The organism is Sulfurimonas sp. ST-27 (assembly GCF_048081595.1).
GTDB classification, from domain to species: Bacteria; Campylobacterota; Campylobacteria; order Campylobacterales; family Sulfurimonadaceae; genus Sulfurimonas; species Sulfurimonas hydrogeniphila.
This window is the reverse complement of record NZ_CP182226.1, coordinates 1528745-1555422: the sequence shown is the minus strand read 5'-3', so window position 1 is coordinate 1555422 and position 26678 is coordinate 1528745. Positions and strand designations below refer to the sequence as shown.

General features: G+C 37.4%; 33 protein-coding genes. 20 read left to right on the top strand and 13 right to left on the bottom strand.

Translation table 11 applies throughout. From position 1 onward, the window contains the following. The first annotated feature begins 22 nt into the window (after positions 1–22). The 8 genes from ACM66U_RS08220 (at position 23) to ACM66U_RS08185 (ending at position 8204) form a co-directional block, all read left to right on the top strand. Positions 23–997, top strand: coding sequence for an RluA family pseudouridine synthase (locus ACM66U_RS08220; protein ID WP_418640516.1), 975 nt, complete (start codon positions 23–25; stop codon positions 995–997). Further along, a complete protein-coding gene (locus tag ACM66U_RS08215) occupies positions 945–2330 on the top strand; it encodes a fibronectin type III domain-containing protein (protein ID WP_418640515.1) in 1386 nt (461 codons plus the stop codon). The genes ACM66U_RS08220 and ACM66U_RS08215 overlap by 53 nt, the downstream gene beginning before the upstream one ends. After that, the gene (trmB, locus tag ACM66U_RS08210; protein WP_151899942.1) at positions 2330–3502 is read left to right on the top strand and encodes a tRNA (guanosine(46)-N7)-methyltransferase TrmB; all 1173 of its coding nucleotides are present in this window, start codon (positions 2330–2332) and stop codon (positions 3500–3502) included. Before ACM66U_RS08215 ends, trmB begins: the two co-directional genes overlap by 1 nt. Continuing rightward, complete coding sequence (locus tag ACM66U_RS08205; protein ID WP_151899943.1) at positions 3495–4166, top strand: cell division ATP-binding protein FtsE; 672 nt, start codon at positions 3495–3497, stop codon at positions 4164–4166. Before trmB ends, ACM66U_RS08205 begins: the two co-directional genes overlap by 8 nt. After that, entirely contained in the window at positions 4153–4965 is an 813-nt protein-coding gene (locus ACM66U_RS08200; RefSeq protein WP_418640514.1) for a cell division protein FtsX, read from the top strand. Before ACM66U_RS08205 ends, ACM66U_RS08200 begins: the two co-directional genes overlap by 14 nt. Then, on the top strand, positions 4965–6191 hold the full coding sequence (locus ACM66U_RS08195; protein ID WP_418640513.1) for a murein hydrolase activator EnvC family protein: 1227 nt from the start codon (positions 4965–4967) through the stop codon (positions 6189–6191). Before ACM66U_RS08200 ends, ACM66U_RS08195 begins: the two co-directional genes overlap by 1 nt. Before the next feature lie 40 nt (positions 6192–6231). Then, positions 6232–7704, top strand: a complete 1473-nt coding sequence (gene thrC, locus ACM66U_RS08190; protein ID WP_418640512.1) for a threonine synthase — start codon at positions 6232–6234, stop codon at positions 7702–7704. A gap of 89 nt (positions 7705–7793) precedes the next feature. After that, positions 7794–8204, top strand: coding sequence for a hypothetical protein (locus ACM66U_RS08185; RefSeq protein WP_151899947.1), 411 nt, complete (start codon positions 7794–7796; stop codon positions 8202–8204). A gap of 12 nt (positions 8205–8216) precedes the next feature. Here ACM66U_RS08185 and ACM66U_RS08180 read toward each other — a convergent pair whose 3' ends face one another. Then, entirely contained in the window at positions 8217–8975 is a 759-nt protein-coding gene (locus tag ACM66U_RS08180; RefSeq protein WP_418640511.1) for a pyrroline-5-carboxylate reductase, read from the bottom strand. Positions 8976–9041: 66 nt separating this feature from the next. Here ACM66U_RS08180 and ACM66U_RS08175 point away from each other — a divergent pair, with 66 nt between their 5' ends. The 5 genes from ACM66U_RS08175 (at position 9042) to ACM66U_RS08155 (ending at position 12924) form a co-directional block, all read left to right on the top strand. Next, positions 9042–10274: a glutamate-5-semialdehyde dehydrogenase gene (locus ACM66U_RS08175; RefSeq protein ID WP_151899949.1), complete on the top strand. Its 1233-nt coding sequence runs from the start codon at positions 9042–9044 to the stop codon at positions 10272–10274. Continuing rightward, complete coding sequence (locus tag ACM66U_RS08170; protein WP_151899950.1) at positions 10271–10918, top strand: Crp/Fnr family transcriptional regulator; 648 nt, start codon at positions 10271–10273, stop codon at positions 10916–10918. Before ACM66U_RS08175 ends, ACM66U_RS08170 begins: the two co-directional genes overlap by 4 nt. An 86-nt stretch (positions 10919–11004) precedes the next feature. Further along, on the top strand, positions 11005–11352 hold the full coding sequence (locus ACM66U_RS08165) for a hypothetical protein (protein ID WP_418640510.1): 348 nt from the start codon (positions 11005–11007) through the stop codon (positions 11350–11352). Between the two features lie 8 nt (positions 11353–11360). After that, entirely contained in the window at positions 11361–12599 is a 1239-nt protein-coding gene (locus ACM66U_RS08160; RefSeq protein WP_418640509.1) for a hypothetical protein, read from the top strand. A gap of 22 nt (positions 12600–12621) precedes the next feature. Beyond that, the gene (locus ACM66U_RS08155) at positions 12622–12924 is read left to right on the top strand and encodes a metal-sulfur cluster assembly factor (RefSeq protein ID WP_151899953.1); all 303 of its coding nucleotides are present in this window, start codon (positions 12622–12624) and stop codon (positions 12922–12924) included. Between the two features lie 10 nt (positions 12925–12934). Here the strand turns inward: ACM66U_RS08155 and ACM66U_RS08150 are convergent, their stop codons facing one another. From ACM66U_RS08150 to ACM66U_RS08135, 4 genes are read right to left on the bottom strand one after another with little or no spacing between them, the layout of a single operon-like run. Then, entirely contained in the window at positions 12935–13228 is a 294-nt protein-coding gene (locus tag ACM66U_RS08150; RefSeq protein ID WP_418640508.1) for a hypothetical protein, read from the bottom strand. Next, a complete protein-coding gene (locus ACM66U_RS08145; RefSeq protein WP_269138907.1) occupies positions 13225–13359 on the bottom strand; it encodes a hypothetical protein in 135 nt (44 codons plus the stop codon). The genes ACM66U_RS08150 and ACM66U_RS08145 overlap by 4 nt, the downstream gene beginning before the upstream one ends. Positions 13360–13375: 16 nt before the next feature. After that, positions 13376–13780: a hypothetical protein gene (locus tag ACM66U_RS08140; RefSeq protein ID WP_418640507.1), complete on the bottom strand. Its 405-nt coding sequence runs from the start codon at positions 13778–13780 to the stop codon at positions 13376–13378. Between the two features lie 12 nt (positions 13781–13792). Continuing rightward, complete coding sequence (locus ACM66U_RS08135; protein WP_418640506.1) at positions 13793–14797, bottom strand: Lrp/AsnC family transcriptional regulator; 1005 nt, start codon at positions 14795–14797, stop codon at positions 13793–13795. A gap of 135 nt (positions 14798–14932) precedes the next feature. Here ACM66U_RS08135 and ACM66U_RS08130 point away from each other — a divergent pair, with 135 nt between their 5' ends. From ACM66U_RS08130 to ACM66U_RS08110, 5 genes are read left to right on the top strand one after another with little or no spacing between them, the layout of a single operon-like run. Next, positions 14933–15499, top strand: coding sequence for a precorrin-2 dehydrogenase/sirohydrochlorin ferrochelatase family protein (locus tag ACM66U_RS08130; protein WP_418640505.1), 567 nt, complete (start codon positions 14933–14935; stop codon positions 15497–15499). Further along, positions 15499–15876 (top strand): hypothetical protein, encoded by a 378-nt coding sequence (locus ACM66U_RS08125; RefSeq protein WP_151899957.1) that lies wholly within the window; start codon positions 15499–15501, stop codon positions 15874–15876. Before ACM66U_RS08130 ends, ACM66U_RS08125 begins: the two co-directional genes overlap by 1 nt. A gap of 31 nt (positions 15877–15907) precedes the next feature. Beyond that, positions 15908–17110 (top strand): cytochrome-c peroxidase, encoded by a 1203-nt coding sequence (locus tag ACM66U_RS08120; RefSeq protein WP_418640504.1) that lies wholly within the window; start codon positions 15908–15910, stop codon positions 17108–17110. After that, positions 17107–18912: a multiheme c-type cytochrome gene (locus ACM66U_RS08115; protein WP_418640503.1), complete on the top strand. Its 1806-nt coding sequence runs from the start codon at positions 17107–17109 to the stop codon at positions 18910–18912. The genes ACM66U_RS08120 and ACM66U_RS08115 overlap by 4 nt, the downstream gene beginning before the upstream one ends. Then, positions 18905–19288: a thioredoxin family protein gene (locus ACM66U_RS08110; RefSeq protein ID WP_418640502.1), complete on the top strand. Its 384-nt coding sequence runs from the start codon at positions 18905–18907 to the stop codon at positions 19286–19288. The genes ACM66U_RS08115 and ACM66U_RS08110 overlap by 8 nt, the downstream gene beginning before the upstream one ends. 20 nt (positions 19289–19308) lie before the next feature. Here ACM66U_RS08110 and ACM66U_RS08105 read toward each other — a convergent pair whose 3' ends face one another. Then, positions 19309–20202 (bottom strand): glycosyl transferase, encoded by an 894-nt coding sequence (locus tag ACM66U_RS08105; protein WP_151899961.1) that lies wholly within the window; start codon positions 20200–20202, stop codon positions 19309–19311. Between the two features lie 55 nt (positions 20203–20257). Continuing rightward, on the bottom strand, positions 20258–20605 hold the full coding sequence (locus ACM66U_RS08100; protein ID WP_418640501.1) for a hypothetical protein: 348 nt from the start codon (positions 20603–20605) through the stop codon (positions 20258–20260). Positions 20606–20670: 65 nt separating this feature from the next. Between ACM66U_RS08100 and ACM66U_RS08095 the strand changes: the two genes are divergently transcribed. Both ACM66U_RS08095 and ACM66U_RS08090 read left to right on the top strand, forming a co-directional pair. Beyond that, entirely contained in the window at positions 20671–20865 is a 195-nt protein-coding gene (locus ACM66U_RS08095; RefSeq protein ID WP_151899963.1) for a hypothetical protein, read from the top strand. A gap of 13 nt (positions 20866–20878) precedes the next feature. Beyond that, on the top strand, positions 20879–21358 hold the full coding sequence (locus tag ACM66U_RS08090) for a tetratricopeptide repeat protein (RefSeq protein ID WP_151899964.1): 480 nt from the start codon (positions 20879–20881) through the stop codon (positions 21356–21358). Here the strand turns inward: ACM66U_RS08090 and cobA are convergent. The 6 genes from cobA to ACM66U_RS08060 form a co-directional block, all read right to left on the bottom strand. Then, positions 21355–22089 carry a uroporphyrinogen-III C-methyltransferase gene (cobA, locus tag ACM66U_RS08085; protein WP_151899965.1) on the bottom strand — a complete coding sequence of 245 codons (735 nt, stop codon included), beginning with the start codon at positions 22087–22089 and terminating at the stop codon, positions 21355–21357. The two genes, ACM66U_RS08090 and cobA, sit on opposite strands and share 4 nt — an antisense overlap. Then, positions 22082–23188, bottom strand: coding sequence for a cytochrome D1 domain-containing protein (locus ACM66U_RS08080; RefSeq protein WP_346388980.1), 1107 nt, complete (start codon positions 23186–23188; stop codon positions 22082–22084). Before ACM66U_RS08080 ends, cobA begins: the two co-directional genes overlap by 8 nt. Continuing rightward, a complete protein-coding gene (locus ACM66U_RS08075) occupies positions 23188–24309 on the bottom strand; it encodes a radical SAM protein (protein ID WP_418640500.1) in 1122 nt (373 codons plus the stop codon). The genes ACM66U_RS08080 and ACM66U_RS08075 overlap by 1 nt, the downstream gene beginning before the upstream one ends. After that, a complete protein-coding gene (locus tag ACM66U_RS08070) occupies positions 24309–24617 on the bottom strand; it encodes a c-type cytochrome (RefSeq protein ID WP_151899968.1) in 309 nt (102 codons plus the stop codon). The genes ACM66U_RS08075 and ACM66U_RS08070 overlap by 1 nt, the downstream gene beginning before the upstream one ends. A gap of 207 nt (positions 24618–24824) precedes the next feature. After that, a complete protein-coding gene (locus ACM66U_RS08065) occupies positions 24825–26462 on the bottom strand; it encodes a nitrite reductase (protein ID WP_151899969.1) in 1638 nt (545 codons plus the stop codon). Between the two features lie 56 nt (positions 26463–26518). Continuing rightward, positions 26519–26671 (bottom strand): hypothetical protein, encoded by a 153-nt coding sequence (locus ACM66U_RS08060; RefSeq protein WP_188110045.1) that lies wholly within the window; start codon positions 26669–26671, stop codon positions 26519–26521. Positions 26672–26678 lie beyond the last annotated feature (7 nt).

Here is a 26678-nt window from a genome sequence, read left to right as displayed (position 1 = left end):
TGTATCATAAAGGCTGTAAAGAATGATAAACACACAAGAATACAAATGCGTAAATCCTGAACGACTGGATACTTTTTTGACTGCACAGATAGGACAGACCCGTTCGCAGATAGCAGGACTGATCAAACATAAATGTGTCTTTGTCGATGGAAAAAAAGTTCCCCGTCCGGGTGTAAAACTTAAATCAGGACAGACAGTCAGGGTAGAATTTCCTGAGGCGAAAGAGGAAAAAGCACTTGATGTAGATTTTGATGTTGAAATTTTATATGAAGATGATGACGTTCTGGTCATAAACAAGCCAAGCGGAGTAACGGTCCATCCTGCACCGAGTGTCAAAGAAGCAACCCTGGTTGACTGGCTCAAGCACAAAGGTATCAGACTTTCTACTATAAGCGGGGAAGAGCGTCACGGTATCGTGCACCGTCTGGATAAAGGAACGAGTGGCACAATGGTTGTTGCCAAAAACAATGCTGCCCATGAATTTTTGTCAAAACAGTTGCAGGACAAAAGTATGGGGCGTTACTATATAGCTGTCATAGTGCCCCCTCTAAAAGAAGAAATTACCACAATAGAATCAAACATAGGCAGAAGTGCCCATAACCGTTTGAAAATGGCATCCGGACTGGAACATGCAAAGTATGCAAAAACGATGTTTAAACATCTGGCTTTGAGTGAAGATGAACAGACACAGCTTATAGCCTGTAAGCTTTTTACCGGAAGAACCCATCAGATAAGGGTACACCTTGAGAGTATGAACCGTCATATTTTGGGGGATCATATCTATGGATTGAGCCCAAAACAGGAGAACTCGGAACGTATTTTGCTGCATGCCTATATGATTTACTTTATTCATCCTTCAACAAAAGAAAAGTTAACTTTTCAAGCAGAGTTTGATGCTATAATGCGAGAAACAATTTATAAAAAATTTGATACGGAGATTTTAAATGAAGTTATTGAGCCTGAGTACATTATGCGCAGTTTCACTGCTGATTCTTAGTGGCTGTCAGGGAATAAGCCCGCTGCCAAAGAAAAAAGTTGCTATAGACTCTACGCTGCCTGTTGTAACGCTTACAAAAAACGGAATCATGCGTGATATGAAAACGGTAGCCTTTGAATGGAAAAGTATAAAAGATCCGCGTGTAAACGGTATTTATGTCTATAAAAGAATTTTAGGGAAAAAAGCCACAAAAGAACTGGATTATTATGACCGTATAGACAATAGATTTAAAACACATTATCTTGATGCAAAGAATGAACCGGGTACAAAATACAGTTATGCTTTCAGGGTGGTTTCCAAAGATGCCCAGGGCAAACTCAGTAAAGTTTATAGTGTCAGCACTCTCCCTGTCCTGGAATCTGTAGCCTGGATACACTCCATTGCCGGACTTCCTCGAAGTGCGAAAATTATATGGAGACCGCATGAAAATCAACGGGTTGCATCCTATATAATTGAACGCCAGAGTGTTGAAGATGAATCATTTAAAAAAATTGCAATACTGAAAGGGCGCTTGAATGCCGAGTATATTGATGAAGGTTTAAAAGACAATGCCGTATATCTGTACAGAATTCGGGTAAAGACCTATGATGGAATTGTTTCAAAACCTTCACAGATTGTAAAATCTGTAACAAAGGCACTGCCAAAAGGTGTAGAACATATAAGTGCAAGCAAAAATTTGCCAAAAATGATAAAAATCAGCTGGTCTGCTTCAAAACAAAAAGATTTTCATCAATACTATTTATACAGAGGCGAAGACATAGACAGCTCTTTTGAACTGATAGCCAAACTGTATAACAACAGCTTTACAGATCATATTAACAAAGACGGGCAGGTTTATTTTTACAGAGTCAGTGTTGTGGATAAAGACGGGCTTGAAAGCGAACATGATAAAAATACCGTTATGGGGATGACACTGCCAAAGCCTGATGCTCCTGTTATTACCTCAATACAGCTTACTGATTCAGGAGTAGAACTTTCCTGGAAAACTGCAGACGCAAGAATCAAATCTTATGAAATTGTCAGAAAGCGCCAGATAGGCTGGTTTAAAGAGACAAAAAAAGAGTATAAGAATATTCATACAAACAGGTTTATTGATACAAACATTGCTGCAGACAGTATGTATGCATATACTGTTTACGGTATAGATGAAAACGGTATAGTTTCAAAACCGAGTACTGAAGTCAAAATAAAAGTTGGTGCATTTACCAAGGTGGTAGATGGAGAAAAGAGTTCGCCGGTGAAAGAGGTTCCTGTCAAAACTTACACAAAGGATACAGACAGCACACAAGAGAAAGTGACTCCTGTAAAAGATTTAGATTTAAACGAGATTTAATGCCACATTTACATATAGAAAAATTTAAACAAATTGATTTTCCAAAGCTTTGTGATGAGGTGAGTTTTAATTTTATTGCATCAAATGTTTTGCATGCCGATGAAAAACTCATTGCAACAACTGTAGAAGGTGAAGATTTTTTTCTTTTGGTTAAAGAAGAAGAGAACAGAAGCCTGCTCAAAACTGACAAGCTTACGCGTCCCGCTTCCATACACAATGTACATAAAGCACTTTTGGCATATGCAAAAGCTGCAGGGTTACATGTAATCGCTTCAAATGTACCCCAGGCACCGAAGAATATACATCTGCAGGAAGTAACGGCACTCAAAAAAATAGAATATTTTGCCAATGAATTTCCACAGGACAAAGAGGTCCGCATTGAAGTAGGCTTTGGCTCTGGACGGCATTTGCTGCATCAGGCAGCAAAGAATCCTGATGTGCTCTTTATAGGTTTGGAGATTCATCGTCCTTCCATAGAACAGGTACTCAAACAGAGCGTTATACAGAAGCTGGATAATTTACTTGTGCTTGATTATGATGCGAGGCTTTTTATGGAGCTTGTTCCTTCAAATATCGTCGGGGCTATTTATGTGCATTTTCCTGTTCCGTGGGATAAAAAACCGCATCGCAGAGTTATCTCAACTTCTTTTATCCAAGAGGCCCGTCGTGTATTGAAAGTTGGCGGGACTTTGGAGCTTAGAACAGACAGTGAAAACTATTATGTGTACTCTTATGAAACCTTTATAGCATTTGACAAAACAACACTGCAAATTAATAAAAACAAAGATATAGCCATCAGTTCAAAATATGAAGACAGATGGAAAAGACAAGAAAAAAACATTTATGATGTGACAATGATAAATGATGAGTTTTCTCAGGAATTGGCTATTGAAGGTGACTTTACTTTTACAAAACCCGGCTTGAGTGTGGAAGAAATCATTGCACTGCATAATAAGACTTTTCGTTTTGAAGGCGGTTTTATACATTTTGAACGTGTATACAGACTCAAAGAAGGGGTTATGCTGCGTTTGTCAATGGGGAGTTTTGACAGACCGGAACATTTGTATCTTATTATCAATAATGAAGAAGTTTTTTACTATCCAGAGTACCCATTAAAATCACGCAGTAATCTCAAAGCACACAAAGAACTGAACAAGGTGTTACATGGATAAAGTTATTATTGCTCAAAACCTTTCTCTTGCTTATTCCAAAGATGAAACCATTATAAACAAAGCAAATTTTTCTATAGACTCGGGAAGTTTTGTTTTTATAACCGGAGCAAGCGGTAGCGGAAAATCAACACTGTTAAAGTCACTCTATGGTGCGCTCAAACCCATAGAGGGAAGTCTTGTTGTCGGAGGTGTTGAACTCAAGGGTGTTTCAAATGCAAAGCTGAATTTTTTGCGAAAGCATCTCGGCATTGTTTTTCAGGACTATAAACTTGTAAAAGAGTGGACGATAGAAAAGAATATCATGCTGCCGCTGATTATAAACGGCTATGAAAAAAGTATCACACAGAGTCAGGTTGACTCTCTGCTTAAGCATGTAAGACTGCAGCATCAAGTGGGGAAGTATCCTTTGGAACTCAGCGGCGGAGAGCAACAGCGTGTAGCCATGGCAAGAGCCTTGGCACATAATCCGATTTTGATACTTGCCGATGAGCCGACAGGTAATCTTGATGATTACTCTTCACAGCTGATCTGGAATCTTTTAGAAGGTGCAAATGAGCAGCTTAAAACTACTGTTATTGTGGTAACACACCATATTCCTGAAACAATGAAGGTTGATTACAAGCACTATCATATAGAATTCGGAGAGGTACATGAAGTCATTTAAAAACCATATCTCTCTTGTTATTGCTCTTGTGAGTATACTTTTTTCATTGCAGATTTTTACTATAGTAGACAGATCTATCAATGCCTATAAAGAGAATCTGGCAAACAACTATTCACTTGTGGTCGTCAGTCAAAAAACATTGCAGCCAAAAGAGTTGACGGATAAAATATCAGCACTCTCTTCTGTCGAACAGCTTTCTCCTGATGAGATTATAAAAAAACTCAATACCGGGATAAACAAAAGAAATATAGAACTGTTGAAAATAACATTGCCGAAATTTTATAAATTTAAATTAAAAAGATATCCGACACCTGTTGAGTTGCAAAAAATAAAAAAAGAGCTTTTAGCGTACCCGTATATTACAAAAGTGGAAACTTTTTCAAATACACATGACACAACCTATAAACTGCTGCTGCTTTTTAAAAATGTCATATCTGTTTTGGCTGTATCTATTTTGCTTGTTACGATACTTTTAATATTTAAAGAACTTCGCATATGGCAGTTCAAACACAATGAAAGAATGAATATAATGGGATTGTTCGGTGCGCCTACATGGTTGCGTTCAGCAGTTTTGTTTCGGCTTTCCATTGTTGATGCATTTATAGCCTTTGGTATTTCATTTATAGCTTTTTCCTATTTTGCCTCAAGTCCGTGGGTAAAAGAACAGTTTGCAAACATAGGCATATCTGTTGTGATTTTTGACAAAGTGTATGATTCACTGATTATGCTTGGTGTTTCTATAACAGTCTCTATTTTACTGGCAGGTTTTATAGTTTTAGGGCATAAAGAAGAGGTCTGATGAGAGCTGTATTATTTTTTTTACTCTTTATATGCAGCAGTGCTGTATTCGGATCAACAGCAATAGATAAAAAAATAAACAAAACAAGTTCTGCGCTGCAGTCTTATACGAAGAACTATTCTGTACTTAATGCGAAAATGGCACAGACGGCCAAAGCTATCATCAAACAAAAAACAGAGTTGGCAAAAAAAACGCGTTATCTCAAACAGTTGGAGAAAGAACTCTCTCTCAAAGAGAGCAGTCACAGTGAGAATATACAACAGTTGAAAATTTTAAAAAAATCCCAGGAAGCACTTCAAAAAAAACGACAAAAACTCGAAGAGGATCTGATTTTTGTTATAGCCAAAACTGTCTCTTTATCAGTTGTTCTGGAAAAAGAGTATCCTGAAAACGAAGAAGCTATCATGGAGTTTGAAGTTTTAAAAGCTATGCTGAAAGCTTCAAAAGACAAAGCAAAACTTTTAAGCAGAAAATTTTTTGAAAATGAAAAAAATATAGATTTAATCAGTTTACATGTAAGTTCACTCGAAGTGGCAATCACAAATATAGATCAAAAAAGAAAAGAAGTAATCCGAAGAAAAAAAGAGAACAAAAAAGCGTTAAAAAAACTGACTTTGGCAAAAGAGTCCTACAAAAAAGAGTTAAAAAGTCTTATCAGAAGGCAAAATGCTTTAAAAAGAACTCTTTCTAAGCTTAATCTTATAAAAATAGATGAAATTAAAAGAGCAAAAGAAGAAAAGATGAGAAAACTGGCTTTTGCAAAACGTCAGAACAAACTTGGAAAAAACCTGCCAAAAGTAAAAAAACACGGCAGCAGTTATCAGGCAATAAAGACAATCAGGTACAGAGGACGAAAAACGATTGCTCCGCTTAATGCGTATACAATTACAAAAAAATACGGTACCTATACAGATCCTATTTACGGTATAAAGATATTTAATGAATCTATCTCTTTGAAACCAAAATATCCTAATGCAAAAGTAAAAACTGTTTTCAACGGTAAAGTGATTTATGCGGCAAAGACAGCGGTTTTAGACAATATTGTGATTGTCGAACACAAAAACGGACTCCATACAATTTATGCAAATCTTTCACAGATAGCACCAAATGTCAAAAAAGGGAAAAAGATTGCCAAAGGTGCAACAATCGGCAGGGTTAAAGATGAACTTGTTTTTGAAGTCACACAAAAAACAAATCATATTAATCCGATACGTTTATTTCAATAGATTTTGATATAATTGCAAAAATAAAAAACAGAGAAAAAATATGAACTTTATTCAAACACGCGGCGTAGATAAGAAAAAGCCGCAAACGGTTACCTTTTCGGAAGCAATATTGAGTCCTATAGCATCTTTTGGCGGTTTATATGTCCCGCAAAATCTTCCTGCTCTCGGAGAAGAATTTTTACAAAAGCATTTGAACTCTTCTTATAAAGAACTTGCAGCAGATATGTTGGATCGTTTTGAAATAGATATAGCAAAAGAAGTGATTGATGAGGCACTGAGTCTGTATGACAAATTTGATGATGCATCCAATCCTGTCCCTGTTGTAAAAGTCAAAGAAAACCTCTATATCAGTGAACTGTATCACGGGCCTACTCGCGCATTTAAAGATATGGCACTGCAACCCTTTGGTGTAGTTCTTTCTTCTATCGCACAGAGATTAAATGAAAATTATTTGATTTTGGCTGCAACAAGCGGAGATACCGGTCCTGCGGCACTTGAAACTTTTAAAAACAAAGCAAATGTAAAAGTTGCATGTCTCTACCCGGATGGCGGAACAAGTGATGTGCAGCGTTTGCAGATGGTGACAGAAGATGCACCAAACCTAAAAGTCATCGGGATAAACGGTGTTTTTGATGATGCACAAAGCGCTTTAAAACGTTTACTAGCTTCACAAAGTTTCAAGAATGCATTGCAAAAAAAAGATATGAAACTCTCAGCAGCAAATTCAGTTAACTTTGGACGTATAATATTTCAGATTATTTATCATATTCACTCTTATCTGGAGCTGATTCGTCAAAATGCAGTCACAATGGGTGAAAAAGTGTATCTGAACGTCCCAAGCGGGAACTTTGGAAATGCTCTTGGGGGATATTATGCCTGGAAAATGGGCCTGCCTGTTGAAAAAATCATTATTTCATCAAATGAAAACAATGTGCTTACGCGTCTGATTCGTGACGGGAAATATGATTTGAGAAATTGTGAAGTTATTGGTACGACATCACCTGCTATGGATATTTTAAAGTCATCAAATGTTGAAAGAGTTTTGTTCGATCTGTTTGGAGAAGACAGAACAAAAGAGTTAATGCAAAATCTTGAAGAAAATAATTTCTATGAATTGACAGCGGATGAACTTACAAAGCTTCGTGAGTGTTTTGATGCTGATTTTTGTACAGGAGAAGAGGGCAAAAAATACATCAAAGAGACTTTTGAAAAATATAACTATTTGATGGATCCGCATACGGCTACATGTATGAAATCCTATGAAACATGTTCAAAACCTGAGATTAAGACTATTGCCTATTCGACAGCTGAGTGGACGAAATTTTCTCCGGTAATTGCAAATGCACTGACAGGAGAGATTGATATGAAAGATATTGATGCGTTAGAATCAATATCGAGAGTGGCAAATTTTGAAATTCCAAAGATGATACAAGAGTTGTTTACAAAACCGATAGTGCAAAAAACAGTGATAGAAAAAGAGGAAATAGAAGAAGAGATACTTAAATTTTTATAACATTTTCAAAAAGTGATAAATCATTATTATTAACAGTTTAAGTTGTCATTAACTATTAAAGATGTAAAATAACTTTAATAGGAAAAATTATGAATAAAACAACAACTGAGGATAAGTTAAAGCAGAAGCGGAATATGCTTTATTACAATCAGCTGATACTGAATGAAAGACGTGCAAAGTCTTTTCATGGAAGAAAAGCAAAAACAGCTAAAAAGCGTACAAGTTTTGGTTCTCAAAAAGTCGATTTTAAAGATTATCTGTTTATTCCCGAACAATGGGAATTCGTTGCATACATACTCTATTTTGTCGGTATCCCCTATACCGTTGGAGCTTTGTTTTTATTTTTATTTATAGCAAATGCAAATTGGGAAAGCTTTCAGTTACTGAATCTCAATGCATTTCCTGTAGTTTGGCTGATAGGGTATGAAATAGTCTCTGTCTGTCTGTTGATCTGGATTATGATTCTGTATTTAACCTATGAAGCAGAAGACGGGTATTAAAGCAGCCCAGCCTTACAGCTTCACTGCTTTTTTATAGGCTTCTTCTATTGCTTGGATGCAGGCATTGCGAACATTTCCTTTTTCGAGTGCAGCATATCCTGCTGCTGTTGTTCCTCCCGGGCTCATGACACCATCTTTAAGCAGTGCAGGGTGTATTTCCTGGATAAGCTCTCCAAAACCGTCAAACAAACCACGCATAATAGCCATGGCATCTTCGCGTTTGAGTCCCTGTTTGACTGCTCCGTCGCTTAAAGATTCTGCAATAAGTGCAAGATAAGCAGGACCGCTGCCGGCAAGAGCTGTTGCTATGTCTATTTCTTTCTCGTTTGCCAGCCATCTTGTTGATCCGATAGAATTAAAAAGCGTTTGTGCTTCTTCTTTATAGGCGGTATCTCCTGTAAGTGTTGTCATGGATTTTCCAACACTCGCCGCAAGGTTCGGCATAGCTCTTACAACTGCAGATGTGTTAAAATGATCTTTGAGTTTCTGAATGCCTGTTCCTGCCAAAACCGAATAGAGTACCTCTGCTCTGCCTTGCAGTTTTTTTGACACTTCTTCTACATTTGCCGGCTTTACACACAGGAGAATATTTTTATCTTCAATATTAAAATTATCAAGAAGAGATTTCTTTACATGTAAACCGAGTTTTTCTTCAAAACTGTCTAACTTTTTACGGTCTCTTCCAACTACTTCTATTTTGTAACTGTTTTTTAAACCTTTGGCAATGCTGAGTGCCATATTGCCATTTCCGATAAATGTAATTGTTTTCATACAAGTCCTAAATGTTTTATGGTAGTATAACATTATTAAAATAAAGTCTAAAAAATGGGTGAGGATATGGAACAATTTTTAAAAGAAGCAAAGACTGCGAGTAGAGTATTTAACAGTTTGAGCGGACGTGATAAAAACAAAATACTACATGAAATGGCAAATGCTTTACGTGCCAATACTATGGATCTTATAGAAGCAAATGCTATTGATATGCTTGAAGGTGAGAAGAACAAATTAAGTTCTGCATTGATGGACAGACTTTTTTTGGACGAGGAGAGAATAGAGTCCATGGCAAAGGCTGTAGAAGAGATAGCTGCACTCAAAGAACCGGTAGGACGCGTACTTGACGGGTGGTTGACTGAAGATGGGCTGAAAATAGAAAAAGTGAGTATTCCTATTGGGGTTATCGGTATTATTTATGAATCACGCCCTAATGTTACGAGTGATACAGCTGCTCTTTGTTTTAAGAGCTCAAATGTCTGTGTCCTTAAAGGCGGCAAAGAAGCAGAACGCTCAAACAAAGCAATCGCAAAAGTTTTAAAAGCAGTCTTGGAAAATCATGATTTGCCGACATCTCTTATATCTTTGATTCCAGACAGTTCCCGTGAAGGTGTGGCCAAACTTATCAAAATGGATAAATATGTAGATCTGATTATTCCTCGCGGAGGAGCAGGGCTTATAAAATTTGTCAGTGAAAATGCAACGGTAAGTGTTGTCAAACATGACAAAGGGCAGTGTCATACCTATATAGACAAGGACGCAAATATTGAGAGCGCTGTAAAAATTGCATTGAATGCAAAAGTACAACGACCGGGTGTCTGTAATGCTATGGAGACACTGTTGGTAGACAAAACAATAGCAAAAGAGGTACTTCCTCTTTTAAAAGAGGCGTTTGACAATGCAAATACACAATTAAAGGGCTGTGTGCAAACTCAGGAAATAATCAGTGTTGCAGAGGCGACAGATGCCGATTATGATACTGAGTATTTGGCAAATATTTTAAATTTGAAGGTTGTTGAGGGTGTCAACGGGGCAATTGAGCATATAGTACGTTTCGGCTCAGGACACTCGGAAGCTATTGTTACTGAAAATATCACTACAGCAGAGAAATTTTTAAACAACATTGATGCAGCGGCAGTTTATGTCAATGCCTCTACCCGTTTTACAGACGGAGGCGCTTTTGGCTTTGGTGCAGAAGTGGGAATCAGTACAAACAAACTCCATGCAAGAGGGCCTATGGGAATAGAAGGGTTGACAACGTATAAATATAAAATTTACGGAAGCGGGCAGATAAGATGATGTTGACAATTGACGAATTAAAAAGTATTGTTTTTTTTGAAAATCTCAATGAAAAAGAGTTGAAACTGTTACTTTCAATCACAAGAAAGAGAAGTTTTTCTCAAGGTGAAATTCTTTTTTATGAAAAAGACAAAGCACAGCATCTTACGATGGTGCTTGAAGGTGTTGTGAAAATTTATAAAATAGATCCAAAAAACAATGAAATTATTCTGCATCGGTTTAGACCAAAAAGCATGGTGGCCGAAATGGCGGTTTTTGAAGGTATTCCTTATCCTGCTTCTGCTGCTTTTGAAAGTGACGGGAGTGTTTTAGAGATAGACTTTGAAAAATTCAAAGAGTATTTTCTTGGAAATCAAGATATCTCTTTGGCTCTTTTTAAATCACTGACCCAAAAAATCAAGCATCTTGACAATGTGATAGCCTTGAATGTTGTTCTGGACTCAACGGCAAGAGTTGCAAAATATATTTGTGAAAATGACGAGGCACTGAAGATGAAAAACAATCAGCTTGCACAATATCTGCACATGACTCCCGAGACACTCTCGAGAATACTGAAGAAATTTACAAAGTTAGGGTTTGTAAAAAAAGAGGCAAGTTCATACAAAATTACAAACAAAGAGGCATTAACCATCCTTTTTGAGTGATTTTTCTCTTTTTATTGATATTGGTCAACCTGTTATTACGCTTTCTTGATTACAATCATGAAATCTTATAAGTAAAAGGATTGATAATGTCACATATACCCAATGAAGCTGAAAAAATAGTTGTTGACGGTGCTACCGTTGATTTTTATAAATTGCAAAAAGATGGAGAAAGTACCTATTATTTTGATACATCAAAAGAGGGGCCGCCACACCCAATGGTAAATGCAATGGCAGGCTTGGCTCTTATAAAAGGAACTAATGACACTTTGGTGATGATAAACCATAAAGCACCGGGAGGACTTTTTGCAAAACTTGAAGATGATGTGAAGTATGATATACAAGAGCTGGATGACGGTTTGGTAAAAGTTATTTTTTCATATAACAAAGATGCTGCAAGTGAATCTGATTTGACACAGACAAGTTGTGGCGGTTGAGTTGAGTAATGGTAAAAATATCGCAGGACTTTGCACCGCCGTTTAAACTGATAGCTCCTTTTTTCCTGATAGGGAGCCTGTTTTATTTTTTTGCATCAGTCTATCTTTTTTCATTTGATGCTGCAAATCTCTCTTTTGTCAACCCGGATATGATGGCATTTGTACATCTGTTTTTATTGGGTTTTGTCATGATGGTGATTTTTGGTGCAATGGCACAACTGGTTCCGGTTGTTCTTGAAGTCGGACACTTTGGTGTAGAACTTTTTTATGCAATTTGGCCGTTGCTGCTCACGGGTACACTGCTCATGGTGTTCGGATTTTTGTATTTTCCCGCGCTGCTGCCTTACGGCGGTGTGACTGTATTGATATCTATGCTGATATTTGTAGGCGAAATTTTTTTAACAATATTTAAAGTCAAAAAATTAACTTTGGTGATGAGCAGTCTGCTTATTTCAAACACTTTTTTGTTCTTCGGAATAATTTTTGGGCTTTTAATGGCACTCTCTTATGCCGGAACAGTTTCTTTGGATATTGCATCCTTGCTGAAGGCCCATGTCTATGCGGTTTTAGGCGGTTACATTGCGATAACCATTATGGGACTCTCTATTGTGCTTGTTCCTATGTTTACGCTCTCACACAGCTTTTCTTTGAAACCGTTAAAGATTTCTTTGATTATGATGAGTATGGCTGTTGTGAGTGTTGTCATATCTTCATTTTTTAAGATAGATATACTGGCCTATACCGGCTATGCTTTGGCAGCTGTTTCGATGATCGTCTATTTCTATCTTATCTATATAATTTACAGTACAAGACCAAGAAAAGAGAACGATATCTATGCGGTCTCTTTGATGTTCTCTTATATTTCCATGTTGGTTTCCATTGTGATTGTCGTGTTTTATTTTCTGACACAAAAAGAGGAATTTTTACTGGCCTCTATGTGGCTGTTCTTTTTTGGATTTTTTGCTTTTTTGATTACAGGGCATATTTACAAAATAATTCCGTTTTTGGTCTGGTTTGAAAAGTTTTCACCATTGGTAGGGAAACAGAAGGTTCCGATGCTGGCAGATATGGTACCGTACAAAAGTTCGCAGGCTCAGTTTGTATTTTGTGCAGTCGGTGTTGTTTTGATTACCATCGCAATACTTACAAAAGGTGATGCATTGCTGCATGCCGGTGCTTCTTTTCTTTTTATAGGAACATTGGCATTTATCAGAAATGTATTTTATATGATAAATTTTAAAGCATAAAATTTTAGAAGAGGAGAATTACATGTATACAAAAGATGAATTATTTCAGGCAATTTCAACGGTTATAGATCCGGAAGTAGGTTTTAATCTTGTGGAAATGGGTCTTATCTATGATGCCAGTTGTGATGAAGAGGGGAATGCTAAAGTAGTCATGACGCTTTCAACAAAGGCCTGTCCTATGCATCAGATGATTTTGCAATGGGTAAAAGAAGCAGTAGAAAAACTGCCAAATGTAAAAAGTGCTGATGTAGAAGTTGTCTGGGAACCGCAGTGGAATATTTCCATGGCTGATGAAAATGTCAAAAAAGCACTGGGTGCTGCCTGATTGTATGAGCCTACTCTTGAGGCTCATGTTTTAAATAACTGTTTTTTATCAGTATCATTTCATATACCGAAACTTTTGGCATCGCTTCGTCTATAAGTTGGTCTGTATCTTTATATTTACCCTGCATTCTTTTTATATCATCATAGGCTTTCGGCTTGACTTCACTTGTTGCAACAGAAATAACAGCAGCCCATATAAGAATAATGGCAATCCATACTATTTTTTTAGCACCGGCATACACGCCTAAAAAATGAAAGATAATTGTCAGAACAATTCCAATACTCAACAAAAATGTCAAACTCATAAATGTATCCTTTCTCCTTCTGGGGTAATTGTAATATTTGCATCTTTAAACATCTGATCTCCAAAATCTTTGACACCCAGGGTTCCCAGCAGCATTAAAATGACAACTAAAAACAAAAAAATGACAGCCATACCATATCTTTTGAGTCTACTTATCATTTTCAGTCTCATCTTTTGGGGCAATAGGTGAATAGTCTACGCATCTTGCCGTATGAAAATCTCTGATAAAATCAGGATTTTTGAAGTAATCACCATCAAGTCTCCATCCAAGCTTTTTTGAAATCAAAACAGATTGTGAAATGGTTCTTCTCATCTTGTTTTCACAGATAACAGTCTTGCCTTCATTAAAGATTTCTTTGACACCCTGCATTCTTTTGGTAGTTACAAAATAATGAATACCTATCATAATGGCAAATATGGCAAATATACCAGACATTCCTTTTTTAAAGGCACCTTTTGGCATAAAATCCCTTGTTGTGACAAAGGCGGTAATGGCCAAAAAAAATATTCCTATTACAATATATGCAATTTCCAGTTCAAAAAATCTTTCCATTATATTTCTCCTTTATGCAACTGTAGCATGTTTTTTTTCCCATTCGGCAAATTTGGGTGTGAAATACTCAATTCTTACCTTTTTAAACTCTTTTGATGAGTACAGAGGCATGTAGTCTTTTGATTCTATCTCCTGTGCCATCTCCGCAATCATGGCATTTGTCTCTTGGGTCGTTTTTCCGTGGACCATTGTAAAGAGATTATAGGGCCAGTTTTTGTATTTTGGACGCAGGTAGCAGTGACTTACGGCAGAAAAAGCCGCTGCCTTTGCACCTATGGCATCGCCGAGTGTTTCATCAATATCCCAGACAACCATGGCATTTGCATTAAAACCTGCTTTTCTGTGGTTTAAAATGGAAGCAAACCGTCTCATGACACCGGCTTTCTGCAACTCCTGCAGGGTATTGAAAAAGGTTTCGTAGTCTATATCAAGATCATTGATGATATCAGCAAACGGTTCGCTGACAAAGTCAATGTCATACTGTACTCTCTGAATAATTTTATGGTGTAAAGGTGTCAGTTCTATATCTTTATGGACAACTTTTTTTACCTCTTCTTTTTTTTCGTCTTTTCCTGTCGTATTGAGTTTGACATTGATCTTAAAAAGCTTCAGGGTAGGCAGAACAATATAATCATCTGCCTCTGTAAGGCTGGCAAGCGTTTGTATTGTTTTTTCTAAACCCAAAACAGAATCAGGTGCAACTGCCATGGTAAACCAGATGTTAAAATCATGGTTTCTTTCGTAGTTATGCGAAACACCGGGATGGGCATTGATAATCTTTACGGCACTGTTGATTTTTTCTTCGGGAATTTTAAACGCAACCAGAGATGATTTGTACCCCAGGCGTTTTGTGTCAAATATGGCGGAAGTCTGACGTATGATATTTGCTTTTTTTTCTGCTTGCAATATCTCTAAAACTTCATCTTCTCGCATACCCAACTCATCAGCAATCACCTCAAAAGGTTTTTGTACCAACGGAAACTTTTTCTGTATTCTTGAAAGTATCTCTTGTTTCATCTGTATTACTTTATATTAATTTTTAGCATAATGATTGTATCTATCTTTATCTAAATTTAAATTGATATTTGTCAAGAACTTTATGTCTGTATATGTTATGATTAGATTACAAAAACTTAAGTAAGGGTATTTGGAATGGCTTATTTTCCGGCATTTTTAAAATTAGACGGTAAAAAAATTCTTATAGTAGGTGGCGGAAATGTTGCGTATGAAAAGTTGGAACATCTTCTTGATTTTACAAAAGACATACATATCATTGCAAATGAATTTTCACAAGAGATGCTGCAACGTATACAGGAAGAAAATCTTGTGTATGAAAAGCGTAAGTACAGAAAAGGTGATATACGGGAGTTTGCTGTTGTAGTGGTTGCTGTGGACAGTATTGCACTGCAGGCGGAGATATTTGAGGAGTCCAAGCAGTACAATTGTTTGTGTAATGCTGTGGACTCAGTGGCCTATTGTGATTTTATTTTTCCTTCGTATGTAAAAAAAGAGGATCTGATTATTGCAATATCAACTTCAGGTGCTTCTCCTGCAATGGCAAAACATTTAAGAAAGTATCTGCAAAAGATGATTCCAGGTGGAATTTCGGAGTTTTTGCAGGAGATGAAAAAACTGCGTAAAAGTTTGCCCAAAGGAAAAGAGAGAATGAAAATGCTTGATGAAAAAGCAAAAAAATATATAGAAAATTGGAGTCAGTAATGAATGCTAAAAAAGGATTGTTTTTAGGGATGTTGTTTGCATTTTTTGCACTTGGGTTTATAGCGATACAAAAAGCTACCCCGGATACAAAGCCGCACAGAATTTACAAAGAGATTAAAGTCTACAGTCCGTATAAGTTTGAAAAAACAATCGGGGGTCTTGCCATTGTAGATACAAGAACAGGGACCAAAGAGAAACCGGATGCGGCAGATTCATTGTACCGTATGGATGAACTGGACCAGAAGTGGGGAAAAAAACATTTGAAAGTTATCGGAAATGATGTTGTCGTCCTTGGTGATGCAAATCAAACAGTGAGAAAAATCTATATAGAGACAAAAGAAGAAAGAGACTGGCTGAAAAAGTTTTTTGGTATCTAATCTTATATTCGTTTTATAAAGGGAGTGCATTATGCTACGTTTGACTTTCCTGGCAATTTTTATTATTGTTGTATGGATAGAACTGCTCCCTTATATAATCCCAAACAAACCAAAAGAAATTTACAGTGATGAGAAACTTCGGGAAATTGCCTTAAGCAGAGGCATGTCTCCTATACCAAAAGAGTATAGCGGCTTTTTAAAACTGCTTGATTTCAAAGAGAACCCGATAACAAAAGAGAAAGTTGCCTTGGGCAAAAGTTTGTATTTTGACAAAATACTTTCTCAGGACACATCAGTCAGTTGTGCTTCTTGTCATATGTTGGGTGAAAATCCGCACAATAAAAAGCAGTTTTTAGATGACCTGACTCATCCTCAGGCCAAAACTGACTGTATGGTATGCCATATAAAAGATCAAAGCGGCAGTGACAGACTTGCAACTGCTATTGGTACAGAAGGAAAAACCTCTCCCAATCATTTAAATACCCCTACAATCCTAAATTCTGCTTTGGCAAAATACAGAATGTGGGACGGGTCTGCAACAACTTCAAAATCTGCTATTGCTCCGATGATACATGGCAAATATACAATGAATTTATCAACGCAAGAGGTCGAAGAAAGAGTCAAAAAAAACAATGCATATAAACAAAAGTTTGACAAAGTTTTTGAAGACGGAGTGACTTTTGAAAATGTGTGTAAGGCTTTGGATGTATATCAGAAAACGCTGCTTACCCGAAGTGCCTATGACAGATTTTTAGAGGGTGATGACTCTGCTATGAGTGAGGAGGCAAAAAGAGGTTTCAGAAATTTCATTCAGCTTGGATGTAAGGGATGCCATACCGGTATAACGGTCGGAGGACAGACAATTCAAAAGTTTCCGACACGCAATTATAATCATATCATAGATGTAACGGGAATTTTCAGCACAGAGTTTATCGGTCGTGATGTAGCTGCTTTTGATTTCAATATCAAACCCTACAGCAGATATCCATTTGAAAATAAAGGCGGCTTTTTGGGAAAAAACAATGAACAGCTTTTTCGGGTACCTGTTTTAAGAAATGTAACGAAAACATCTCCCTATTTTCATAACGGAGCCGTATTTGATTTACGGGAAGCTGTCCGTATTATGGGGAAATACCAGTTAAGCATGGAGTTGACAGAGATACAGATAGATGAAATCGTAGCATTTTTAAAGTCACTTGAAGGTGATGTTGTCGAGTATAAGGAACTGCAATGAAAATTTTATATATAAACCTTGATATTCTCTTTATGTTTGTCAGTGGAATTTTGCTGATGAACTATTTTTCGCTGCAATGGTCCTATTTTCGAGTGATAGAATTTCTTCACATTTTTGGTTCTGTAGTCCTTACACTGTTTTTTGTGCTTCCTTTTTTATATAAGCATATTTATGAGAGTATGATAATTATGAAACACAAAAGCAAAAGCGGATTGGCATTTGCTTTTGTGTTTGTGTTTTTGCTCGTCAGCGGAACGTACCTGTTCTTGATAGGCAACAGAGGCGGTGATATCTATGGTATTATCTCATACTATATACATCTTTATGGCTCTTTTGTCTTGCTGTTCTTTTTTGCACTGCATCTGAGAAAGTTTTTTGCAGTAAAAAAAATGACAGCTGTTCTTCCTCTCTTGCTGATATTCTTTCCAAACTATGCCTATTCAAGTTCAGAGAAACTGACAAATATCATCTTTACAGACGGTGCAAAACATCACCACAGCATAGACTGGACAAACTCCGTTACATGTAAGGCCTGCCATCCGGCTGTCTTTCAACAATGGGCGGATTCAAACCACAGGCATCTTGCCGATTCCAATCCATACTATATGGTGCTTGAAAATTTAGCCGAAATGGACAGAGGCAAAGAGTTCAGACAATGGTGTATGGGTTGCCACAATCCGAGTGCCGTGAGTATGCATCAGGAAAGAACTACACATTTTATGCAAGACAATATTATGCCGGAACCGCTTTTTACCAAGGGATCAAAAAATCTGATAAATGAATTTGAAAAACATCCAAACAGACTTGAACAGGGTGTCTCCTGTATTGCATGCCACCGTATAACAGATGCAAAGCCGACGGGAAACAGTTCCTACAGTCTTAATCTTACAAAAAGAAAAAAATATCTGTATGAAGATGCGCATGCAGATATGAAAGTCTGGATCAGTCAGAAGCTTATCAATGCAAAGCCAAAGGTTCATAAACAGGAGTATATGAAACCTTTATACAAAAAAAGCGAGTATTGTGCCTCTTGTCATAATGAGTTTCTGCCGCATAGCGGGAAAAAAGTTGTCTCAACGTACGAACAGTGGAAAAAATCACCCTACAACAATCCGAAGAAGCCAAAGGAGCACAAAGAGTGTATCGACTGTCATATGACCTATTTGAAAAACGGAAAATTCTCTCCGCTTGAAGGCAGGTCAACTCTCGGGGGAAAACATAAAAAGGATATCAAAGTACACTATTTTGCAGGCGGAAACCATTTCCTTGCCGGCTTGAAAAACAAAGAGAATGAGTCTCAGTCCATACAGCTTTTAAAAACATCGGCAAAACTGGATGTGAAACTTGACAAAGGGGTTTTGTCTGTAGGTGTAAAAAATGTGGGGGCTGGACACAAACTCCCGATAGGCGCGGCAGATTTTCGGGAACTCTGGCTTGATATAACAGTAAAAGACAAAAGCGGAAAAATTGTTTTTAGCAGCGGAAAACTGAATAAAGAGGGAGAGATTCAAAAAGGTTCTGTCATTTTCAACAAAGTATTTGGAGACAAAGAGGGCAAACCGGTAGGATTGTTTTTTTGGCGATATGAAAAACTGCTCAAAGATACAAGAATCCCTGCAGGCAAACGGGTTGTAGAAAAATTTTCATTGCAAAAAGAGCTGCAGTATCCTTTACATGTAAACATAAAGCTTAACTTTAGAATTTATCCGCAATGGGTGACAAATATTGTCAAAGCGGCATACCCGCAACTTCCGGATCCGCCGGTAATTACAATAGTAGATCTGGAAAAAGATTTTGATTAGACTTCTTGTATTGCTTTGTTTCTTTTTCATGGAGGGAGAATCATTTATACTTGAAAACTCTTACAGCAATGCCCATCAAAAAGCTGTTCAGGAAAATAAAATACTGATGGTCTATCTGACAAAAAAATACTCTGCTGCCTGCAATAAAGAGCTTTTTAAAATTATCAACAGCAAAAAAGTTTCATCGCTTATTGAAAAATGTGCAGTTTTTGTTATAGTCTATCAAAAACAAAAAGAGAGTTTTCCTATAGAAATGCTCTATACTGTGCAATATCCAACGCTCTTTTTTCTTGACGAAAATGAGCTCTTTCGCTGCAAGGCATTGCGAGGACATATGAAACCCAGTGATATAGCCGGGTGTTTAAAGCAAAAGTAGATGTTTACTCCTTGATGTTTTTATTGCAAAGCTTCAAAAGCATCATCAATTGTTTTGTATTGTTGGGCTATAAAAAGATAGACTGCGGCATTGAGTTTTGCCAGTTTTAAATATTCATCAGAAGGGTTGTTAAGTTGTTCGAGTGAGTCTGCAAGAGTGATCTGGTCCCAGGATTTTTTATAATGTATGCCGTAGTATTGCGGGTCTATAATAATCTCTTTGACTTCATCTGTTTCAATCATCCAAAGGCGTCCTTTGCTGAAAAGTTCCGGTGTTCCTTCATTCCCCTGAATTAAGGCAAAACGTTCATATCTGTCTGCAAAAATTTCAACATATTTCTTGACATAAGGTTTGTGAAAGACGCCTGTAATGGCATATTTGCTGTTTGCAGCTTTTGGAAGTTTCTCTATTGTATTGAACCCGCTTCTGAGTCCCAGTTTGTTTCTGATATCTGTCAGCTTATGGAGTTTGTTGCAATACTCTTTTCTGTCAAAATATTTAATATTTGGATGAAGATCTATCTCCTGGCAAATATTTTTAGTGGTGATACCATCTTTTGCCGGCTGTTTTTCATCTCCCATAATGACAAGTTTCAATGCTGTCTTTTCTAACATTTGCGCAACCAGAGGAAATATATACGGATTTTTTGCTTTACCGTCAAAAGGGTATCCCAATTCTATTGAATCCGGAATATTCTCTTTGCGGGTATATTCGTCACATGCGCTTAAAGCTCCTCGGAACTCCTCTGTCGTTTCAGGCTTGAGTCTCCATCCAAGCAGGAATGCGGCAATTTGTTCGCTTGGAACACTCTGGTTCAAAACCTGTTCCATCATATCTTTGCTTTCTTCAAAGCTTAAATCTCTGTTGCCTTTTGGACCGGTGCCTACCGCATGTATATATTTAAAAAAATCCATTCAATACCTTTTGTTTTTTTCTTGCATCAAGTGTATCAAAAGTATATAAATATAACTACTCTTCTGTCGCTTCAACCTCTTTTTTTATAGCTTCTTGCAAATCAGCGTCTTTTGGTGAGATATTAAAATAATTTTTTGCAAAAGTAATGGTAACTGCTTTCATTTTAGCATTTTCTTCTTTTTCTCCGATAAGCATATTTTCTTTAAACTCAGTGATTCTCCAACCGTTTTTTTCACCGGCTTCGCGAATGAGAGTATGGACTTTTTTGAGTGGAATCTCATGTTTGAAGTGTATGAAATCAGCTGTTTTTACATCTTCGGATGATATTTTTGCTGTTGAGCAGGCATTGAAAAGCAGAGTGCTTAAAAGTATCGAAATCGTCGAAATTATGATTTTTTTCATAGTAACCCCTTTGTTATATGATATAATAATAATTATAAAGAAAAATTTAATTTCGAGGAATTTTGATGACACTTCACGATGTTATGATTATTTTGGTGCTGACTTTCCCAATGTTTATTTTTACAATCTATCCGGCAATCCGACTCAGTGATTATCTGGAGGCACATCACGGGATACAAGAGTCTCAAAAACGCTCTGTAATGTTAGCGGTAACATTTTTGGGTGCCCTGTTTCTCTCCTCTTTATTGTATTATATATGACAAAAGGAATTGTATGAAAAAATTACTTTCTATACTGTTGCTGAGTGCATTGTTATACGGGTCAGATGCTGCTTTTGAAGCCTTTCATGCCGGAAATTATAAAAAAGCATTTTCATTGTTAGACACAGAAGCGAAGCAGGGGAGTATCAATGCAACCTATAATTTGTCGCTGATGTATTACAACGGGTATGGAGTAGAACAAAATATCTCTAAAGCAGCCGAACTGTTAGAACGTGCGGCAAAAGCGGGGCATAAAAAAGCGCTGCAAAATGTAGGCCGTATTTATATGCAGACAATGAATTTTGACAAAGCCGCAGAGTGGCTGAAAAAAAATGCAAAAGAGGGTGATACCAAAGCCTGTTATCTGTTAAGTGAAATCTATGTTACACAAAACAAATTCAAAGAGGCAAAGAAATGGGCCCAAAAGGCTATAGACGCAGGAAATCCCGAAGCTGCACTCTTGTATAAAGAGTATAAGTTACAAAACTATTAGTGATGAAACCAGTCAAGCTGTTTTCTGAGTGTAACAACTTTTCCGACTATAATGAGTGCGGGAGTTGGTACACCTTCTGCTTTTTGCACAATATCACCGAGTGTTCCGACAACAACACTCTGGTCTTTTGTCGTACCGCGTGAAATGACAGCGCAGGGATAATCTTCAGGCTTGCCTACTTCTATCAGTTTTGATGAAATTTTAGAAAGATTATGCAGTCCCATTAAAAATACGATGGTGTCATCTGTTTTGAAATTTTCCCAGGCAATCTGGGACTCTTTTTTGTTTGGGGATTCATGCCCTGTAACTACTCGAAAACTCACGGCAATGCCACGGTGAGTGACCGGAATGCCGGCATAGGCAGGAACGCTGACTGCAGAGGTGATTCCGGGAATAATTTCGAATTTTACACCTCTTTCATGCAAATATGCTCCCTCTTCTCCGCCGCGTCCAAAGACAAAAGGATCTCCGCCTTTTAAGCGGACAACTACATTGTGCTTGAGCGAGTTTTGGTAAATAACTTCATTTATCTCTTCTTGAGGAAGTGTATGCCTGCCGTCTTCTTTGCCGACATAGACAAATTCACATCCGTCTTTTGTCATTTCTAATATTTCCGGATTTGCCAAACGGTCATATATGATGACATCGGCCTCACCGATAACTCTGTGTGCTTTCATTGTTAACAGCTCAATATCTCCGGGTCCGGCACCGGTTAAATAAACTCTACTCATTGTTTTTTTCCTCATAAATAAAAATACCTGAAGGCTTCTTGATGGTAAAAATTTCGCGTTTTAACCACCATCCTTTTGTATTTATTACAGCGATTTTGTTAGCATCATTGACAGAAACATACAGATAAGGTTTTTCCCGGGACCATCTTACATGTAACACCTTGCCGTCAAACTGAAATCGCTTAATGACTTTGAGTGTTTTTGTATCTATGATTTGAATGATCGGAAACTTTTTACCGCTGAACGTCACAGCCAAATATTTTTTATCCGGTGAAAGGGCAGTAAAAACAGGCATTCCTTCAGTTTTAATAGCTGTAATAAATTTAAATTTTGGAGTAAAGACAAAAACTTTGTTGTCTCCCACCGCAGGAATGAAGATTTTAGAATGGCTCACTGACCAGAAACCGAAATGCGGTACTTTTAAAACCGGTTCTCTTTCTCCCAACTGTAATGGAATTTTTTTAAATTTCATGGTATCCAAGTTGAGTTCGCCTATCCAGGGACTGTTGAAAAAGCCGTTGACATATTTATTGCCATCAAGTAAAGCGTCAAAAGGCATAATTCCCACATCTTTAAACTCTTTGTAGAGAACAAAATGCGGTTTGCCTTTGCCTTTGTTTGTGTCTTTGTAGACGGCAATCGTGTCTTTGTCCATTTCTGAAAAAACAAGATAGTTTTTATAGATTTTTATACCAACATTGCGTGAACCGGTTTTGAGCTTTTGTATGGGCTGCAGATTACGGGATAAAATATCTACACTTTTGTCATCATAGTTGGCAACGGCGACATAGTTTTTGTTAATGACAAACCCTATGGCACTTTTGCTTGTTTTATATTCGGAAAGTTTTTTTTCGCTGACAGGATTAAATCTTATAATATAGCCGTCGCGGGAGATAAGATAGCCGTCCTTGCCATAAAACTTCATAACACCATGATTCATATTGTGCATATGCTCCATATGGTTTCTTGGGAGCCCGTCTTCTATGACTGCTACCGAATTACTCTCTCTCTCAACAACAAAGACTTTTTCATGTGCACTTGCATTTACATGTAAAGACAAGGCTGTTAATACAACTGCTAAAATTTTTCTTATTTTCATTATACTGTCTCTCTTTCTTCTTGGGTTAAATAACAGGATGGATCTTCACTCCACAGGTCACCTGTTATTGCATACGCACGTGCGCGACTGCCGCCGTTACATATATCTATCTGCTTACATGTACTGCAAATACCGCTGATTTGTTTTCTTGGATGAATTCTCAGCTCATCCAATAATGCTCCGTTTTGCCAGATATCACCAAAGTCCTGATGAATAATATTACCGACAATGAGAGGAAAAAACGGGTCAGGACGCACATCGCCTTCGCTGTTTATGTTGAGGAGTTTTCGACCTGCGGAGTTGCCGCCCCATTTTACAAGTCTTTGTCTCATTTTATCTTTAAGTTCCGGATACTTTTGTGCAAACTTATTGAGAAATGCAACCGCATCCATCTCCATATTTCCGGTCACTATTTCTATGTCACGTCCGGTTTCATAATACTCAAATGCTTTGCCCAGTATAAAATCAACCGCTTTTCTTCTCTGCTCTTTTGTAAGATCCATTTTTAGATTGTCGAGTCCCCGACCGGAGTAAACTAAATGGGAAATATATATTTTTGGAATATTGTGTTTTTCGACCAAATCAAAAATATATTCCAAAGAATTGATGGTGTCTTTTGTCATAGTGAATCGAATACCGACTTTTGCGCCTGTTTCATTGGCAAGCAAAACAGATTTTAATGTTTCTTTAAAAGCCCCTTTTAGCCCTCTGAAGTAATCATGTGTGGCTTCATCACCGTCTATACTCACACCGACATAGTTAAAGGTATCGGTAATTCTTTTTATATTGCCCTTTGTAAAATAGAGCCCGTTGCTTGAGAGGTAGGTAATGATACCGTTTTCTTTGCAAAAATCGGCGATTTCAAAGAGGTCCTTTCTTGTTAAGGGCTCGCCCCCTGAAAAGATGATAAATTTGACACCATTGGCTTTCATCTCCAGGATGGTTTTTTTAATCTGCCCAGTTGTGAGGGTATCTACTTCATCCAAGGTTGATTTTGAGTAACAGTGCAGACAGGAGAGATTACAGCGGTTGGTAAAGTTCCAAATGGCGATACTGCCGTCTAAAATCCTCTCTTTTTTTTCTTCGACAACGGAGGCGATAAGATTTGACAATCGAAACATTATTTTTTACCTTTATAAGAGAGAATATAGTCACTGATGGCATCGAGCTCTTGTGCATTGAGATGAAGCTGTGTCATAACAGTTCTTTTGTAGCCAAAAGCTTTGTACATTGATTTTGGAGAAGCTATATAGGCTTCTATTTCAGATTTTGTTCTTTTTGCGGCAATTTGGGAAAACGGGGGACCAAAGGCCATTGCTGTTTGATGATGGCATCCCCAACAGTAAGTTTGAAAGACTTTTTTACCATCTGGCTTTTGTGCAAAAGCCACAGAGCAAAAAAGTAAAAAAAGAATAATCAGTTTTTTCACTCCATCTCCCTTTTTTAAGAACTGTATATTGCTTATATTGTAGCGAAAATTTACTTGAAATTTTGCTTATAAATCCCAAAAAACAGGGAAAAATTAAATAAAAAGCTTAGATATATAATTATAAAAAAATATTATGAAAAAAAAGATGATTTATATCAAGTAATGAGAGGATTTCTCCCAAAAAAGGGAGAAATATAAAAGTAGAGTCTACGCGCCAGGAATAGACTGTCTGTGTTCGATAGAATATGTAAACGTCGGTGTTGTCAAACCTTCTATATATTTAACAAATTTACCGGTTTTCGCTTCATAAATACCGATACGACCGGCATTCCACTCTGAAACCATTGTCCAATGACCATGATTAGCAGGTTCAGCATGTAAAATACGAGGAATAATTACTTTGCCTTTTTTATCTTTAACAGTAGGGACTTTCCAACTGTAAAGTGTTTTATGCGTTACAGGATCTGTAATAGTTCCTTTTTTTGTACCGACTGTCAAAATTCTATCAGTCTCTAATGTTTGTTTGTTGATAAGGTAGATTTTATTCCAGTTATCTGGACCGCCGAGTACACAATCAGACCAGATAAACGGTGTATGCTCACTTGTACCGACAAATAGACCGCCGCCTGCAGTTCTTACATGTGCAACAACATCCCAGTTGCTGTCCCAAATAACTACATCACCGACATTCATACTGTTTGTCGCATAGAGTTGACCGTATCTGTCATTATACCATGATGAACCTTGACCTGGATGCGGCTTGCTTCCCGGACCTGTGTATACTTTGGCAACCAAAGATTTTGTTTTAAAGTCAACTACACCCATTACATCACTTCCTTGAGAAGCTTGCATTAGGTAACGGCCTATTTCTTTTCCTTCATTTTCAAAACCGTCATGCAGGATTTTACCGATATTTGGAATATCTCCGACAATTGGGAAGTTTGGTTTAGAATAATCTATAATATAGACATGCCCTGCATCTTTGAGTGCAAATGCAATATATGGACCGTATGGAGTATCATAGATACCTGCTACACGAGATGAACCGATATCTCCGTCCATATTAATTACAGATGAAGTTGGGTAAACTTTTAACGGCTCAAGTGTCATTGCATCCATTAAAATTGCACCGCCCGGAACATAGTTTCCTGCCATGAGGTATTTTCCATCAGGTGAAACTGCTAAACCACGAGAATCGGAACCGACTTGTACCTGTGCAATTTTTTGCTGACCTTTTGATGCAAGGTCAAACATAGTGACTAAACCCGAACGAGAGATTGAGTATGCATAACGAGGCTGACGTTTGTTTGTTACTGTTACGTGAACAGCGAAACCTGCAGGGTGACGTGAAAGTATTTTACCACTTGTGCCATCGATAAAAGTAACTCTTTCTGCATCACGTTCTGTAACAAAACAAATATCCGTAACATGTTTTACATCTACTGCATGCGGATATTTTTTTAATAGCTTTGCTCTATCATTAAGTTTTTTCCAGCCTTGTTTTACCGCATCGAGCGTAAGGACTTCTATTTTTTTACCTTTGAAATGCTGAAGATAATCCACCATTTTTTGTGCATCTGCTTGATTCATTTTATTTGCAAATGCAGGCATTGCAGTTCCGGGGCGACCATTTAAAATAACTTCAGCCAGACTGTATGCATTTTTCTTTTCTAATTTTGCCGGACGCAAATCCGCACCGACGCCCCCTTCATGATTTGGACCGTGACAACCCTGACACTCTTTTTCGAACATTTTCTCAACATCCATATGCGAAGTACCCGCAAACAGACCTGAACTGACAACTGCAAACGCTGCAGCTGATATAACTAATTTACCTAATCTCATTTTATTTCTCCTTCTAAAATATGATTAGATATTGACTCATAAAGAGTCAATACCGACTAGTTTTCATTTTCCAAACGTTTCTTCTCCTGAAAATAGATCCAAATCATTGGAAGTATTATTATAGTGTGCAGAAAAATTGTTAAGGTCAAAGGACCTTGGTTAAGCCAACCGAAAAAACTCGGGTTGACATCTGTAAATGGTTCAAACATTGTATCT

What these genes read in the sequence shown, in the direction of transcription:
- ACM66U_RS08220 (WP_418640516.1), top strand. Translation starts at nt 23, where the DNA reads ATGATAAACACACAAGAATACAAATGCGTAAATCCTGAACGACTGGAT.
- ACM66U_RS08215 (WP_418640515.1), top strand. Translation starts at nt 945, where the DNA reads ATGAAGTTATTGAGCCTGAGTACATTATGCGCAGTTTCACTGCTGATT.
- trmB (WP_151899942.1), top strand. Translation starts at nt 2,330, where the DNA reads ATGCCACATTTACATATAGAAAAATTTAAACAAATTGATTTTCCAAAG.
- ACM66U_RS08205 (WP_151899943.1), top strand. Translation starts at nt 3,495, where the DNA reads ATGGATAAAGTTATTATTGCTCAAAACCTTTCTCTTGCTTATTCCAAA.
- ACM66U_RS08200 (WP_418640514.1), top strand. Translation starts at nt 4,153, where the DNA reads ATGAAGTCATTTAAAAACCATATCTCTCTTGTTATTGCTCTTGTGAGT.
- ACM66U_RS08195 (WP_418640513.1), top strand. Translation starts at nt 4,965, where the DNA reads ATGAGAGCTGTATTATTTTTTTTACTCTTTATATGCAGCAGTGCTGTA.
- thrC (WP_418640512.1), top strand. Translation starts at nt 6,232, where the DNA reads ATGAACTTTATTCAAACACGCGGCGTAGATAAGAAAAAGCCGCAAACG.
- ACM66U_RS08185 (WP_151899947.1), top strand. Translation starts at nt 7,794, where the DNA reads ATGAATAAAACAACAACTGAGGATAAGTTAAAGCAGAAGCGGAATATG.
- ACM66U_RS08180 (WP_418640511.1), bottom strand. Translation starts at nt 8,975, where the DNA reads ATGAAAACAATTACATTTATCGGAAATGGCAATATGGCACTCAGCATT.
- ACM66U_RS08175 (WP_151899949.1), top strand. Translation starts at nt 9,042, where the DNA reads ATGGAACAATTTTTAAAAGAAGCAAAGACTGCGAGTAGAGTATTTAAC.
- ACM66U_RS08170 (WP_151899950.1), top strand. Translation starts at nt 10,271, where the DNA reads ATGATGTTGACAATTGACGAATTAAAAAGTATTGTTTTTTTTGAAAAT.
- ACM66U_RS08165 (WP_418640510.1), top strand. Translation starts at nt 11,005, where the DNA reads ATGTCACATATACCCAATGAAGCTGAAAAAATAGTTGTTGACGGTGCT.
- ACM66U_RS08160 (WP_418640509.1), top strand. Translation starts at nt 11,361, where the DNA reads ATGGTAAAAATATCGCAGGACTTTGCACCGCCGTTTAAACTGATAGCT.
- ACM66U_RS08155 (WP_151899953.1), top strand. Translation starts at nt 12,622, where the DNA reads ATGTATACAAAAGATGAATTATTTCAGGCAATTTCAACGGTTATAGAT.
- ACM66U_RS08150 (WP_418640508.1), bottom strand. Translation starts at nt 13,228, where the DNA reads ATGAGTTTGACATTTTTGTTGAGTATTGGAATTGTTCTGACAATTATC.
- ACM66U_RS08145 (WP_269138907.1), bottom strand. Translation starts at nt 13,359, where the DNA reads ATGGCTGTCATTTTTTTGTTTTTAGTTGTCATTTTAATGCTGCTGGGA.
- ACM66U_RS08140 (WP_418640507.1), bottom strand. Translation starts at nt 13,780, where the DNA reads ATGGAAAGATTTTTTGAACTGGAAATTGCATATATTGTAATAGGAATA.
- ACM66U_RS08135 (WP_418640506.1), bottom strand. Translation starts at nt 14,797, where the DNA reads ATGAAACAAGAGATACTTTCAAGAATACAGAAAAAGTTTCCGTTGGTA.
- ACM66U_RS08130 (WP_418640505.1), top strand. Translation starts at nt 14,933, where the DNA reads ATGGCTTATTTTCCGGCATTTTTAAAATTAGACGGTAAAAAAATTCTT.
- ACM66U_RS08125 (WP_151899957.1), top strand. Translation starts at nt 15,499, where the DNA reads ATGAATGCTAAAAAAGGATTGTTTTTAGGGATGTTGTTTGCATTTTTT.
- ACM66U_RS08120 (WP_418640504.1), top strand. Translation starts at nt 15,908, where the DNA reads ATGCTACGTTTGACTTTCCTGGCAATTTTTATTATTGTTGTATGGATA.
- ACM66U_RS08115 (WP_418640503.1), top strand. Translation starts at nt 17,107, where the DNA reads ATGAAAATTTTATATATAAACCTTGATATTCTCTTTATGTTTGTCAGT.
- ACM66U_RS08105 (WP_151899961.1), bottom strand. Translation starts at nt 20,202, where the DNA reads ATGGATTTTTTTAAATATATACATGCGGTAGGCACCGGTCCAAAAGGC.
- ACM66U_RS08100 (WP_418640501.1), bottom strand. Translation starts at nt 20,605, where the DNA reads ATGAAAAAAATCATAATTTCGACGATTTCGATACTTTTAAGCACTCTG.
- ACM66U_RS08095 (WP_151899963.1), top strand. Translation starts at nt 20,671, where the DNA reads ATGACACTTCACGATGTTATGATTATTTTGGTGCTGACTTTCCCAATG.
- ACM66U_RS08090 (WP_151899964.1), top strand. Translation starts at nt 20,879, where the DNA reads ATGAAAAAATTACTTTCTATACTGTTGCTGAGTGCATTGTTATACGGG.
- cobA (WP_151899965.1), bottom strand. Translation starts at nt 22,089, where the DNA reads ATGAGTAGAGTTTATTTAACCGGTGCCGGACCCGGAGATATTGAGCTG.
- ACM66U_RS08080 (WP_346388980.1), bottom strand. Translation starts at nt 23,188, where the DNA reads ATGAAAATAAGAAAAATTTTAGCAGTTGTATTAACAGCCTTGTCTTTA.
- ACM66U_RS08075 (WP_418640500.1), bottom strand. Translation starts at nt 24,309, where the DNA reads ATGTTTCGATTGTCAAATCTTATCGCCTCCGTTGTCGAAGAAAAAAAA.
- ACM66U_RS08065 (WP_151899969.1), bottom strand. Translation starts at nt 26,462, where the DNA reads ATGAGATTAGGTAAATTAGTTATATCAGCTGCAGCGTTTGCAGTTGTC.
- ACM66U_RS08060 (WP_188110045.1), bottom strand. Translation starts at nt 26,671, where the DNA reads ATGTTTGAACCATTTACAGATGTCAACCCGAGTTTTTTCGGTTGGCTT.